Annotated in this window: 15 protein-coding genes; 10 read left to right on the top strand and 5 right to left on the bottom strand. The window is 30.1% G+C overall.

Annotated elements, in window-relative coordinates; translation table 11 throughout:
* Nucleotides 1–20: 20 nt before the first annotated feature.
* On the bottom strand, nucleotides 21–602 hold the full coding sequence (gene msrA, locus ACY2IJ_RS04405; protein ID WP_476725943.1) for a peptide-methionine (S)-S-oxide reductase MsrA: 582 nt from the start codon (nucleotides 600–602) through the stop codon (nucleotides 21–23).
* A gap of 227 nt (nucleotides 603–829) precedes the next feature.
* On the opposite strand from msrA, the gene ACY2IJ_RS04400 reads away from it, so the two are divergent.
* The 8 genes from ACY2IJ_RS04400 (at nucleotide 830) to ACY2IJ_RS04365 (ending at nucleotide 7,564) form a co-directional block, all read left to right on the top strand.
* Nucleotides 830–1,471, top strand: a complete 642-nt coding sequence (locus ACY2IJ_RS04400) for a peroxiredoxin (protein WP_476725942.1) — start codon at nucleotides 830–832, stop codon at nucleotides 1,469–1,471.
* Between the two features lie 99 nt (nucleotides 1,472–1,570).
* Nucleotides 1,571–1,882, top strand: a complete 312-nt coding sequence (locus ACY2IJ_RS04395; protein WP_476725941.1) for a thioredoxin family protein — start codon at nucleotides 1,571–1,573, stop codon at nucleotides 1,880–1,882.
* Nucleotides 1,863–2,120, top strand: a complete 258-nt coding sequence (locus tag ACY2IJ_RS04390; protein WP_476725940.1) for a DUF6952 family protein — start codon at nucleotides 1,863–1,865, stop codon at nucleotides 2,118–2,120. Before ACY2IJ_RS04395 ends, ACY2IJ_RS04390 begins: the two co-directional genes overlap by 20 nt.
* A 13-nt stretch (nucleotides 2,121–2,133) precedes the next feature.
* Nucleotides 2,134–2,862 (top strand): Dph6-related ATP pyrophosphatase, encoded by a 729-nt coding sequence (locus ACY2IJ_RS04385; RefSeq protein WP_476725939.1) that lies wholly within the window; start codon nucleotides 2,134–2,136, stop codon nucleotides 2,860–2,862.
* 47 nt (nucleotides 2,863–2,909) lie between these two features.
* Nucleotides 2,910–3,665: a hypothetical protein gene (locus ACY2IJ_RS04380; protein WP_476725938.1), complete on the top strand. Its 756-nt coding sequence runs from the start codon at nucleotides 2,910–2,912 to the stop codon at nucleotides 3,663–3,665.
* 67 nt (nucleotides 3,666–3,732) lie between these two features.
* On the top strand, nucleotides 3,733–5,328 hold the full coding sequence (gene bshC, locus ACY2IJ_RS04375; protein WP_476725937.1) for a bacillithiol biosynthesis cysteine-adding enzyme BshC: 1,596 nt from the start codon (nucleotides 3,733–3,735) through the stop codon (nucleotides 5,326–5,328).
* Nucleotides 5,329–5,557: 229 nt separating this feature from the next.
* Nucleotides 5,558–6,295, top strand: a complete 738-nt coding sequence (locus ACY2IJ_RS04370) for a LuxR C-terminal-related transcriptional regulator (protein WP_476725936.1) — start codon at nucleotides 5,558–5,560, stop codon at nucleotides 6,293–6,295.
* A gap of 135 nt (nucleotides 6,296–6,430) precedes the next feature.
* A complete protein-coding gene (locus ACY2IJ_RS04365) occupies nucleotides 6,431–7,564 on the top strand; it encodes a glycosyltransferase family 2 protein (protein ID WP_476725935.1) in 1,134 nt (377 codons plus the stop codon).
* 3 nt (nucleotides 7,565–7,567) lie between these two features.
* Here the strand turns inward: ACY2IJ_RS04365 and ACY2IJ_RS04360 are convergent, their stop codons facing one another.
* Genes ACY2IJ_RS04360 through ACY2IJ_RS04345 form a run of 4 tightly spaced genes read right to left on the bottom strand, consistent with a single transcriptional unit; the run spans nucleotide 7,568 to nucleotide 10,580 of the window.
* Complete coding sequence (locus ACY2IJ_RS04360) at nucleotides 7,568–8,131, bottom strand: CopD family protein (protein WP_476725934.1); 564 nt, start codon at nucleotides 8,129–8,131, stop codon at nucleotides 7,568–7,570.
* Between the two features lies 1 nt (nucleotide 8,132).
* Complete coding sequence (hemH, locus tag ACY2IJ_RS04355) at nucleotides 8,133–9,149, bottom strand: ferrochelatase (RefSeq protein ID WP_476725933.1); 1,017 nt, start codon at nucleotides 9,147–9,149, stop codon at nucleotides 8,133–8,135.
* Nucleotides 9,150–9,161: 12 nt separating this feature from the next.
* The gene (locus ACY2IJ_RS04350; RefSeq protein ID WP_476725932.1) at nucleotides 9,162–9,674 is read right to left on the bottom strand and encodes a TrmH family RNA methyltransferase; all 513 of its coding nucleotides are present in this window, start codon (nucleotides 9,672–9,674) and stop codon (nucleotides 9,162–9,164) included.
* Nucleotides 9,675–10,580 carry a helix-turn-helix domain-containing protein gene (locus ACY2IJ_RS04345; protein WP_476725931.1) on the bottom strand — a complete coding sequence of 302 codons (906 nt, stop codon included), beginning with the start codon at nucleotides 10,578–10,580 and terminating at the stop codon, nucleotides 9,675–9,677.
* 269 nt (nucleotides 10,581–10,849) lie between these two features.
* Here ACY2IJ_RS04345 and hemA point away from each other — a divergent pair, with 269 nt between their 5' ends.
* Nucleotides 10,850–12,094 carry a glutamyl-tRNA reductase gene (gene hemA, locus ACY2IJ_RS04340; RefSeq protein WP_476725930.1) on the top strand — a complete coding sequence of 415 codons (1,245 nt, stop codon included), beginning with the start codon at nucleotides 10,850–10,852 and terminating at the stop codon, nucleotides 12,092–12,094.
* A gap of 7 nt (nucleotides 12,095–12,101) precedes the next feature.
* Complete coding sequence (gene hemC / locus ACY2IJ_RS04335; protein ID WP_476725929.1) at nucleotides 12,102–13,022, top strand: hydroxymethylbilane synthase; 921 nt, start codon at nucleotides 12,102–12,104, stop codon at nucleotides 13,020–13,022.
* Nucleotides 13,023–13,042 lie beyond the last annotated feature (20 nt).

The raw sequence follows: 13,042 nt of genomic DNA, 5'->3' as shown, positions 1-13,042 counted from the left end.
AAAAGTTGATTGTTATCAAGTTATTGTTTAAAGTACTTTGCTTTAAACTTGGCTAGTCTGTGTTTAGAAACAGCTTGTATATAAGAATTGTTAGGATGCTTTTTTTCGTAATCTTGATGGTAGTCCTCGGCAAAATAAAAATGATCTATTTCTTGAATAGCTGTAACTGCTTTTCCTTTGTATTGTTTGTCTATTTCTTTAAATTTTTGTTGTGCTATTTTTTCTTCATCAACATTGCTATAAAAAATAATAGAACGGTAGTTTTTACCAAAATCTGGTTTTTGACCATAGGTAGTTGGATCTTGTGATGCGTAAAAAACATCCACCAAATCTGCATACGTTATTTTTGTAGGATTGTAATAAACTGCTACAGTTTCTGCATGTCCTGTTTTATGGATAGATCTGTATGTGGGATTTTTAACCGGGCTACCTGCATAACCAGAAATGGCTTCTACAACACCAGGTACACTTTCGTAAATAGCTTCTACACACCAAAAGCAACCGCTAGCAAAATAAGCTACTTTTAAGTTAGGATCTGATGGTGCTTTGGTTGTTTGAGAAAAAAGAGTTGTGGTAAAAAGAAATACGAGTAAAAATCTCATGTAATTATTGTTTTGTAATGAATGTAACCTTTTTATAAATGTACAAAAACAATTGAATTTACTGGTTAAGATTATAGTTAATAAGAAAACTTGATGTTTATTTTATAACTATTAGTAAAATCAATAGTATGATAAATACATTAGATAGAAATCTACTTGTTTTATTCAATATTGCACTTAAATTTGTCATAGAAATTAAATCAATTATTAAATAAAAATAAACAATTATGGCAACAGCAGTAGGGAAAAAATTTCCGAATTTGGCAGTAGATGCAATGAATGAATTAGGAGATACATTTAAAGTAAATGTATTGGAAGAAGCAATTAACAACAAGAAAAAAGTATTGTTATTCTGGTACCCAAAAGATTTTACTTTTGTATGTCCAACAGAATTACACGCGTTTCAAGCTGCTTTAGCTGAGTTTGAAAAAAGAAATACTGTAGTAATTGGAGCATCTTGCGACACTCCAGAAGTACACTTTGCGTGGTTAAGCACTGCAAAAGATAATGGAGGTATTGAAGGTGTTACTTACCCTTTATTAGCAGATTCTAACCGTAACTTAGCAGAAGTATTAGGAATCTTAGATATTACTGATGAGGTTTACAATGAAGAAACTGGAACTTATATTAAAGAAGGAGACAATGTAACATACCGTGCTACTTACTTAATTGATGAAGAAGGAACTGTATTCCACGAAGGAATTAACCACATGCCAGTTGGTCGTAACGTAAACGAATTCTTAAGATTAATTGATGCTTATGCTCACGTTCAATCTCATGGAGAGGTTTGTCCTGCAAACTGGGAAGAAGGAAAAGAAGCTATGGGAGCAGATGCTAAATCTACAGCAGCTTATTTAGCTAAAAACTAATACATAAGTTTTAAGTAAAAAACATATAGCCGGGTGTTTCAAGCAAACAATTGTTGCATCCGGTTTGTTTTAAATAATTAACAAAAAAATAGTTGAATTATGAGAGAATTAACCACAGATACACTTCAAGAGGAAGTAAGTAATAATAATTTGGTTTTTGTTCAATATTCTGCGAGCTGGTGTGGAAATTGTAGAATAATGAAACCAAAATTTAAAAAGTTTTCATCAGAAACAGAAGGAGCAGAGTTTTTAGTAGTGGATGCAGAAAACAATCCAGAATCTAGAAAATTAGCGGAAGTAACAAACTTACCTACTTTTGCAGCCTTTAAAAATGGAGAATTGGTAAAACAAGTACAAACTAACAAAACAGATGTTTTAAAATCTTTTATAGATGAAGTTACCAGTAATTAAGCACGTTACTCAGTTTATAGCAGAAAATGATGTAGACTATATTCACGAAACATTAGAGGTTTTAGAATCTTTAACCGAAGTTGCTTCTTTAAAAGATGAAGAGCTAGATGTTTTAGGAGAAATAATATCAAACCTTTATGGAGCTATAGAGGTAGATAAAGAAATTAAAAAAGGAACTCCACAAAAAGAAGCCTTAAACGGTTTTATGAAACGCGTGTTAGGATCTATTGACCAATAAACAAACAAAAAGTTTGAAGAAAGCCTATTTTAACTGGAGCTCAGGAAAGGATTCTGCTCTGGCTTTGTATAAAACATTGAATCAATCTGAATACCAGGTTGATTTTTTGTTGACCAATATTAACAAAGAATTTGGACGTGTTTCTATGCACGGTTTAAGAGAAGAATTGTTAGAAAAACAAGCTGTTTCTTTAAACATTCCTTTGCGTAAAATTGAATTTTCTGGCAATGTAACCATGAAAGAATATGACCAAATTATGCAAGACACAATGCAAGGTATTGTAACGCAAGGTTACCAGCATTGTTTTTTTGGCGATATATTTTTGGAAGATTTAAAAGCGTATAGAGATTCAAAGCTAGCACAAGTTGGCATTTCAGGAGTATATCCGTTGTGGAAAAAAGATACTAAGGTTTTGTTACAAGAATTTTTAGATTTAGGTTTTAAAGCCATTACCGTTTGTGTAAATGCACAATATTTAGATAAAAGTTTTGTAGGTAGAGTGGTAGACGAACAGTTTCTAAAAGATTTACCCCAAAATGTAGATGTCTGTGGAGAAAATGGAGAGTTCCATACTTTTGTGTTTGATGGTCCTATTTTTAAACATCCTGTTTCATTTCAAGTAGGCGAAAAAGTTCACAAAACATACCAGCCTAATACAAATAAAGAAGATAATTGTTATCAAAAAGACAAAGATTTAAATTGGGATACAGGTTTTTGGTATTGTGATTTAATTCCGAGTTAACCATTTATCTTTTTTATACATTTATGCTTTAAATAAAAAAGAAAAAAATGCTCCGTATTCTATCTGTAGAAAAAAAAGACTTAAGCAAAATAGTTTCAATTTTTAATAGAGAAATAGGACGTTTTGTGCTGTTTGTTTTTGTGTTGTTTTTTGATAGTATTTACTTTGCAGAAAACGTTACAAGTTCTCAGATATTAATCAATATTTTAATGCTAGGAGGTTTCCTAAAAATGTATTTTAGATCTACTCCAAGAGTAAAAGAATCTATGATATATGCAGTATTTATAGGTTTTGTAGGCGAACATTTGTTTTCTAGAGGATTGGATATGTATACTTACAGATTAGAAAACGTACCCTTATATGTGCCTTTAGGACATGCAGCTTTGTACGGAAGAATTTTAATGTTTAGCAAATCATCTGTTGTGCGAAAACACAACCAAAGTGTAGAACAAGTTTTTGCAATTGCAATAGCATTGTTAGCTACTACCTATTTACTTTTTTTTAAAGATGTATTTGGTTTTGTAATGACCATTTGTGTGTTTTTATTATTAATGAAAAGACCTAAAGACAGATTGTTTTTTTATGCCATGTATATTTTGGTGGCAATTTTAGAAATAGGAGGAACTGCATTTGGATGCTGGAAGTGGCCAGACACAGCTTTTGGTGTTTTTTCTTTTTTACCAAGCCATAATCCACCAAGTGGAATTAGCTTGTTTTATTTTTTATTAGACGTAAGTTGTTTTTACATTTACATTTTAAAAAATAATTCAACCTGGTCTCGATTTAAAAGTATTTACAAATAAGATCTTTTTCAACGTAGGTTTGTAATCTACTGTTATTTTTTCGACTTAAAGCTATCAAATAATATCTATGGATTCGATACAAATACCTTATAAAAAAACAGGATATTTTTCTAAAATAATTACAGATTATTTAGCACAAAAAAATACCATACAACCTTTTTATCATCGTTTTCCTACTTTAGAAAATTTTGAAGCGCAAATTCAAGAAAAATCCAACTCTTATGCTACAGAAAATAGAAAGGTATTGGTAGCAGCCTTAGAGCATCAATATAAAAATACAGAAATAAGTAAAAAAACTCAAAATCATATAGATAGTTTGGTTTTGTCAACAACTTTTACCATAACTACAGGACATCAACTAAATTTGTTTTCAGGTCCATTGTATTTTTTATACAAAATAATATCGGTAATTAATTTGTGTAAACAGTTAAAAGAAACCTATCCTAAACACAACTTTGTTCCCATGTATTGGATGGCTTCTGAAGATCATGATTTTGAAGAAATACAATATTTTAATTTTAAAGGAAACAAAATAAAGTGGAATAAAGATGCTAAAGGACCTGTAGGTAGATTAAATACCGAAGGATTAGAAGAAGTTTATCAAGAGTTTTCATCTGCATTAAACAGTAGTCATTATGCAAACGAATTAAGAAATTTGTTTAAAAAAGCCTATTTAGAGCATTCAAATTTAGCAGAGGCATCTCGTTATTTAGTAAATGCATTGTTTGGTGAATATGGGTTGGTGGTAATAGATGGTGATGATAAAAAACTAAAAAGCTTATTTAAACCCTATGCTTTAAAAGAATTAACAGAACAAGTTACTTTTAAACAGGTAAAAACAACCAATAAAGAATTAACAAAAGAAGGGTATCCAAATCAAGTAAACGCCAGAGAGATTAATTTGTTTTATATAGGTAATGGTTTTAGGGAACGTATTGTTAAAGAAAACAATACATATAAAGTTTTAAATACAAACTTAGAGTTTTTATCGGCTAATGATTTGTTTAAGAATGTAGACCAATTAGAGTTTGTTTCTGGAAACGCTCTTTTAAGACCGTTGTATCAAGAAGTAATTTTACCAAACTTATGTTATATAGGTGGAGGTGGAGAATTGGCTTATTGGATGCAATTAAAAACTACTTTCTCTAGTTTTAAAGTACCTTTTCCTATTTTAATGTTAAGAAATTCAGCATTATTGGTGTCAGCAAAACAACAAAAAAAGATAGATAAAATAGGTATAGATTACGAAGATTTTTTTTACTCTCAGAATGATTTGATCAAGAAAAAAGTAAATGAATTTTCTAATATTAATTACGATTTTAAAACTAAAAGAAAACAATTAACAACAATGTTTGCTGAGTTAGAAGCACTAACGGCACAAACAGATAAATCTTTTGTGGGAGCTGTAAAGGCACAAAAAGCAAAGCAATTAAAGGGAATAGATCATTTAGAAAAAAGATTGCTAAAAGCAGAAAAGAAAAAAATGTATGATTTGGTTACAAGAATAGAAATTCTTCAAAATCAAATGTTCCCAAATTATTCTTTAGAAGAAAGGCAACGAAATTTTGCAGATTATTATCAAGAATACGGAAAAGAGGTAATCAATATTTTATTTAAAAAATTACAACCTTTAAATACAAGTTTTACGGTTGTAAAGTTGTGATTTTTACGTATAAAAAAAGTATTAGAACTAACTAATACTTTTTTTAAATTAGGATGAAATGTTTTCTTTTTCACAGCAAATTTTCCCCAACTTTTTCGAAAGTAAACAAAAACTTTTTTAAGTTTTTTTATTTACAAATGTTTAAGATTTTAACTATCTTACACCTACAAATATAAGTCTGATAACAAATTGATACAACTGCGTTTTTACGTAGTTCTTAAAATTTTTAATGAAAATAGATATTGAAGATATAGGAGAATATTCCAAAAGTTTACTTACAAGTACACCAGTAGACCAATCGTGCGAATTATATAAATACTACAAAAATACGCTGCCTAGTTTTCCTAATCAGGCGGTGTACATTTACTCTTTTAAAGAAGGTAGAATGGTTTATGCCGAAGGTTGGGAAGATATATTGGGATATAAAGATGATGAAATTACAATGCTTACCATTGTTAGTATAACCACACCTAGGTTTTTAAAGTTTTCAGGAGAGTTAAACGACAAGGCAATGGTGTTTTTAAAAGGAATTAAAAAAGATCTTGAGTCATATAGTTTTACACTAGAGTTAGAAAAAATACATAAAAATGGTTCTGTAGTTCCTTTGTTTTCTAGAGTAGGTGTACATAAAGCTGTAAATGGAGAAATTGAGGAAATTATAGGATATTCTGAGGTGATTAAAACGCTAAGACTAGGAAATGTAATGCAATATGCTGCTTACGGTCCTAATGTAGCGGAGTTTGAAGAGGCTTTAAACAAAGAGTTGTTCAATCATTATGCAATTTCTAGAAAAGAAAAAGAAGCATTGGCTTTGGCTGCAAAAGGGTATGCTTTTAAAGAAATAGCAGAAGAATTAGGAGTTTCTCAATCTGCCATAGAAAAAAGAATTATTCCAATGTATAAAAGGTTTGGAGTCAAAAGTTTGCCTCATTTAATAGGTTTTGCATATCAGAATAATATTTTATAAAATAGAGTAAATCACTTTATATCTAAAAGAATCTTTCCGTGGTAAGGTTCTTTTTTTTATACTTCTATTTTTTGTTAGTACAGAAAAATTATATTTACATATTGTAATATTTATTTTTCTTGAAACATTTCTAAAATGAAAGTATCAATAGTTATTGTAAACTATAATGTTCGTTATTTTTTGCATCAATGTTTGTTAAGTGTTTATAAGGCTATAGAGCATATAAATGCAGAGGTTATTGTGGTTGATAATGTTTCTAGAGATGATAGTTGTGAAATGGTAGAAAAACTATTTCCTCAAACCATTCTAATAAAAAACACAGAAAATGTTGGCTTTTCTAAGGCTAACAATCAAGGAGTTGCTGTTGCTAAAGGTGAGTATGTTTTAATTTTAAACCCCGATACTGTTGTGGGAGAATCTTTGTTTGACAGAATTCTTCCTTTTGCAGATAAACAAAAAGATTTAGGAGCTTTGGGGGTTAGATTGGTAGATGGTACGGGAGTGTTTTTACCTGAAAGTAAAAGAGGATTGCCTACACCCAAAAAATCTTTTGGTAGAATGATGGGGTTAAGTAAAACAGGTTACTATGCAAACTATTTAACAAAAGACGGTATTGGAAAGATAGAGGTTTTAGTGGGAGCTTTTATGTTGATGAAAAAAAATCGTTATTTAGAAGTTGGTGGTTTTGATGAGGATTATTTTATGTATGGAGAAGATATTGATTTAAGTTACAAACTAACTCAAAAAGGATATACAAATTATTATTACGGAAAATCGGTTGTAATTCATTACAAAGGAGAAAGTACAAGAAAAGATGTTAAGTATTTAAGACACTTTTATGGAGCAATGAATATTTTTTATAAAAAACACTTTAAGTATACAGGTATTGATTTTTTAGTAATGCGCTTTGGGGTAAAAATGTGGTTTTTAATTAAATATTTTAAATTATCTAATTCTACAATTTTAATAGAAGATACAACTAGAATTTTATTTGTTGGTCATAGAGATATAAATGTTGATTTGCAATTAAATAAAAAAATAAAACGAATAGCAACCTCAGAACTAATTAAGTTAGAGGAATATATAAGAGAATACAATATTGAAGAGATTTGGTTTGAAGAAAAATCAATGTCTTATAGTGATATCATCAATCAAATTGCTACACATAGATTTCATAAAGTTTTGTTCAAAATATTACCCAATTCCACTAGCTTTTTAATAGGTAGTAATTCTTCTGATGGTAGAGGAGAAGTAATTTTTTTAAAATAAGTATTAACTATTGTTTTCCTCTTGATCCCAACTTTTTTTAGCTCTTAATTTTTTGTATGCTTTAACCATTAACATCAATAAAACAGATACAAGTACAATTCCTACAACTCCCCATATCCAATTAATAGCACTTTTAAGGACTACTAGAAAAACAACAGCAAACAAAATAATAGTAGCTACCTCGTTCCATAATCGTAATTGCATGGTAGAATATTTACAAACGTTGTTTTGTAGTTGCTTGTATATTTGATGGCAAATAAATTGATAGATAAATAAAACTGCTACAAAAGATAATTTTACCCACATCCAACTTTGTGTTAAAAAACCAGGAGATAAATAGAGCAAACAACTAGCGGTAATTACAGTAATAATAGCAGAAGGCCAGGTAATAATGTACCAAAGCCTTTTTTCCATAAGTTTGTATTGTTGTTGTAAAATGTATCTTACATTATCTTCTTTCTCTTCGGCTTCTTTATGATAGATGAAAAGTCTAACCATATAAAATAAACCAGCAAACCAGGTAACGACAAAAATTATATGTAAAGATTTTATGTATAAATATTCCATATTAACTATTTAGCCAGTTATTCATCCAGTTGCTAACGGTATTTACCCAATCATTTCTATCGTTTAAACAAGGAATAGTTTTAAAAACTTCTCCAGTATTTTCTTTAAACTCATGTTGAGCTTCCATGCCAATTTCTTCTATAGTTTCTAAACAATCTGCCACAAAAGCAGGAGTAACTACGGCTAACTTCTTAATACCATTCTCTGCTTTGTCGTTAATGGTAGCATCAGTATAAGGTTGTAGCCAAGGATCTTTACCTAATCTCGATTGAAAAGAAGTACTGTAGAAACCAGGTTGCAGTCCTAGTTTTTTTACAACTTGTTTGGTGGTTTCGTAGCACTGGTGTCTATAGCAAAATTGATGAGCTTCTGAGCTTGTGTTACAGCATTCACCATTTAGTTTGCAATGATTTCCTGTGATGTCAGAATTTTTAATATGTCTTTCTGGTACTCCATGGTAAGAAAAAAGTAAGTGATCAAAACTTTCGTTTTCCAACTCTTCTTGTATGCTTTTAGAAAGCACATCAATGTACTCTTCATTATTGTAAAATGCAGGAAAATGTGTAAGTGTTATGTTTGGATGTTTTTCTTTAACAATTTGATCCGCTAAAACAGTAATTGTTTCTGTAGTAGCCATGGCAAATTGAGGATACAACGGAACTACTAAAATATGATTAACTCCTTTGCTAACTAACTCATCAATCCCTTTTTCTATAGATGGATTTCCATATCGCATGGCTAAAGAAACAGGAGCATTTACATTCTTTTTTACTTTCTGAGTAAATTTTTCAGAAATAACAATAAGTGGTGAACCTTCTTTGGTCCATACTTTACTGTAGGCTTCTGCAGATTGTTTGGGTCTTGTGTTTAAAATAATCCCTTTCACAAGCAAACATCTAGTAACATAGGGAACGTCAATTACTCTGCTATCCATTAAAAATTCGTCTAAATATTTACGAACATCTTTTACGGATGTGCTGTTGGGAGATCCTAAATTTACGAACAGTATTCCTTTCATTGTTATATGAGATTAATTGTTTTTTAATTGTTTAGTAATTTCGTACAAACATACGCTCAAACTATTTACTACATTCATAGAAGAGTTTACTCCGCACATAGGAATGTGAATACTATCATGGCACATATTTAGGGCTTCTTGATTTATACCAAATCTTTCGGAACCAATAAGAAGTGCAATTTTAGCATGTGCAGTAAAATGATAAGTTTCTATGTTTTTACTAGTACTTGTAATTTCGAGAGCTAAAACATGAAAATTATTGTTTTTTAGTTCGGTAATAAGTTCAGTTATATGGTTGTACTTTTCTATAGAAATATTTTTATCTGTATTTCTAGCCGTACGTTGTACTAACTTGTTAGATGTGTCTGGTGAGTTTTGGTGCAAATAGAAAGTAGCTACACCAAAGGCTTCAGAACATCGAATGCTCATTCCTACATTTTGCGGAGTTCTTAATTCCTCGCCAATAACAACAATAGGAAATTTTTGATATGTATTTTTAGATTTGGTATGATCTAATTGTTCCATTTAAGCATTGTTTTGTTTGGTAAATTGTTTAGGAGTAATACCAAATTTTCTTTTAAAAGCAGCAATAAAATGGCTAGATGTGCTGTAACCTATTTTATTTCCAATTTCGTTCACATTCAATTTATTTTCTAATAATAATTTTTTAGAAAACTCTAATTTGTAATTAAGCAAAAACGTAAAAACAGGAGCTCCATAAACTTCTTTAAACCCTTGTTTTAGTTTTTTTATATTCAATCCTACATTTTTGGCCAATTCTTCTAAAGAAGGGGGGTCTGCCATGTTTTCTATAACAATGTCTTTAGCTTTTTTTAACTGTGCTATAGTGGTTTCGTTAGAAACAAAAGGACAGTTATCGTTTATGCTGTCTTCGGTATTGCTAAAATACAAGCTAAACAATTCATAAGCCTTGGCTTTTAAAAACAAATGGTTTAAAGGAGAATTGTCTGGTTTTTTAGAAATTTGATGCAATACTACTTGCTGTGCAGGAGTTGTTGCTTTTGTTTCTATAATTGGTTTTCCTATTACAAAATTGTTAAAGTTTAGCAAGTAATTTTCTTCTGTAGTAAATAAAGAATGAAAATACTGAACAGGAATTAACATAGCTATTATTTCAGAATTAGGAGCAAGGTTAAAAAGTATATTGGTTTGGTCTTCGTTAAAATAAACCATTCCAGATTCATTGGTGTTTAATTTAATAGCACAATGTTCCATATTAAATGCAACAGTTGATAATTCTTTAATGTTAAAAAATAACTGAATGTAATTGTGCTGAGTTTTAAATATATAATATTGATTATCAGTAGTGTTGTTGCTTAGTGTTAATAAAGAAAACAAGTTGTTTTCATCGATAAGTATAAGTGAACTTTTGTCGATGTTTTGGTATTTTTTAGGGTCGAAAAGTTTCATTTTTTTATCGCTATTTTTATCAATATATCTACAAAATTAAACTAAAAACCTTGGAAAACACACTTCAAACAACTTTTTTTTAAGTTTGTGTTTTAATTTATTTGTTTATGATTTTTATCATATTTCACTTGTGTTTGCTAGTGTATTGGGTTATTTGTAATTGTTTTAAATTACGGAAAAAACCTTAGAGGGTTGTTTATAGTCCTTTTGTCGATGTTATTAAATAAATATTGAAAGTACTTTTGTCGATACTTATGGTGTGTGAACATATGAATAATAAACAAATAGGAACTAAACTCTATAATGTTGGAGTAAGTTATAAAAAGGCAGATGTGGAAACACGTAGTGCCTTTAGCTTGTCTAAACAGAAACAAATTGCCTTGTTAAAAGATGCAAGATCTAAAGGAATAGATGGGGTAATGGTAGTTTCTACCTGTAATAGAACAGAAGTTACAGGTTTTGCAAAACACCCGTTTGAATTGATTAGTTTACTTTGTGAGCATTCAAATGGAACGGTAGAGGAATTTGTTAGGTTTTCTAATATTTTTAAGGGCTCAGAAGCAATTCAGCATTTATTTAACATTGGTACAGGTTTAGAAAGTCAAATTCTAGGAGATTACGAAATTGTAGGACAGTTAAAGCAAGCTTATCAATTAGCTCAGAAATACGGAACCATTAATACGTATTTAGAAAGATTAATGAACTCTGTTTTACAAGCAAGTAAAGATGTTAAGAACAACACAGAGCTAAGTTCAGGTACAACTTCTGTTGCTTATGCAGCTACTCAATATATTATAGAAAATGTAGAAAACTATAATTCTAAACGTGTGCTAGTCTATGGATTAGGGGAAATAGGTAAAAATGCTTGTAAAAACTTACTACAATATACCAATAATACAAATATTCATTTAATAAATAGAACACATTCTAGAGCAGTAGAGTTTGCAGAACAACATCAGAATATAGCCATCAATACTTTTGAAAATTTAGAAGTAGAAATAGAAGATGCCGATATTTTAATTGTATCAACAGGTGCTGAACTGCCTACAATAACGGCAAAACACATTCATAAAAACAAAAAGATACTAATCTTAGATTTATCAATGCCAGAAAATGTGGGTAAAGAAGTAAAATCTTTTGAAGATGTTACTTTAATTAATGTAGATGAATTGTCTAAAATTACCGATAAAACATTAGAAAGAAGACAGGCCGAAATTCCTAAAGCACAAGCAATAATTAATAAGCACAAACAAGATTTTTCTTATTGGTTAGATCATAGAAAATTTACTCCTGCTGTAAACGCTCTTAAAGTGTCATTACAAAGTATTCAAGAAGATGAAATAAATTTTCATCAGAAAAAAATAGAAGGTTTTAATACCGAACATGCAGAGCAAATTACTTCAAGAATTATTCAGAAAATTACCACACAATTTGTCAAACATCTAAAAGATGAAAACACATCTGTAGATCAAAGTATAGAAATTGTAAGTAAAATATTTAACGCCACCTTATAAGAACTTTATGAGTAAAATCATCAGAATAGGTACTAGAAATAGTGAATTGGCTTTGTGGCAAGCTCACTTAGTACAAGATAAACTACAAACATTAGGTTATCAAACAGAAATTATAGAGTTGTCTTCTGTAGGAGATGAAATTTTAGACATTCCGCTACATCAAATAGGAAGTATGGGAGTTTTTACCAAAACTTTAGATGTTGCTATGCTTCGTGGACAAATAGATATTGCTGTTCATTCCTTAAAAGATGTGCCCACACAACTACCAGAAACCATTGTACAAGCGGCTGTTTTAGAACGTGCAGATGTACACGATGTATTGGTGTATAAAGATGAGTATGAGGAGTTAGAAACTCAAAAAGCCATTATTGCTACAGGTAGTTTGCGAAGAAAAGCACAGTGGTTACATAAATATCCTACACATCGTTTAACAGATTTAAGAGGGAATGTAAATACGCGTTTACAAAAATTAGAAGATAACAATTGGAGTGGAGCTATTTTTGCCAAAGCTGGGTTAGATCGTATCAATTTATTACCTCAAAAACACGTGGTATTAGATTGGATGATTCCTGCACCCGCACAAGGTGCAATTATGATTACCGCATTAGAATCAGATAAAGAAGTATTAAAAGCCTGTAGCCAATTAAATCATATAGAAACTGAATTGTGTGTAGCAATTGAACGTGATTTTATGAAAACATTAGAAGGAGGTTGTACAGCACCTATTGGTGGATATGCCGAAATAATACAAGATAAAATTGCGTTTAAAGGTGTATTAAGCTCTATAGATGGTGTAGAGCAAAAAGGAGTGTTTAGAATTGCAAACATTAGTGAATCCAAAAAATTAGGAGTAGAGTGTGCTAAAGAAATTCTCTTTAACGGAGGAAAAGAACTAATGCAAGAAATAAAAAAGGTGGTTAATAAATAAAATATTGAATTATAACATCT

The sequence above is a fragment of the Wenyingzhuangia gracilariae genome, from assembly GCF_056387575.1.
The sequence above is the reverse complement of the archived record's forward strand: the minus strand, read 5'-3'. Positions and strand labels throughout refer to the sequence as shown.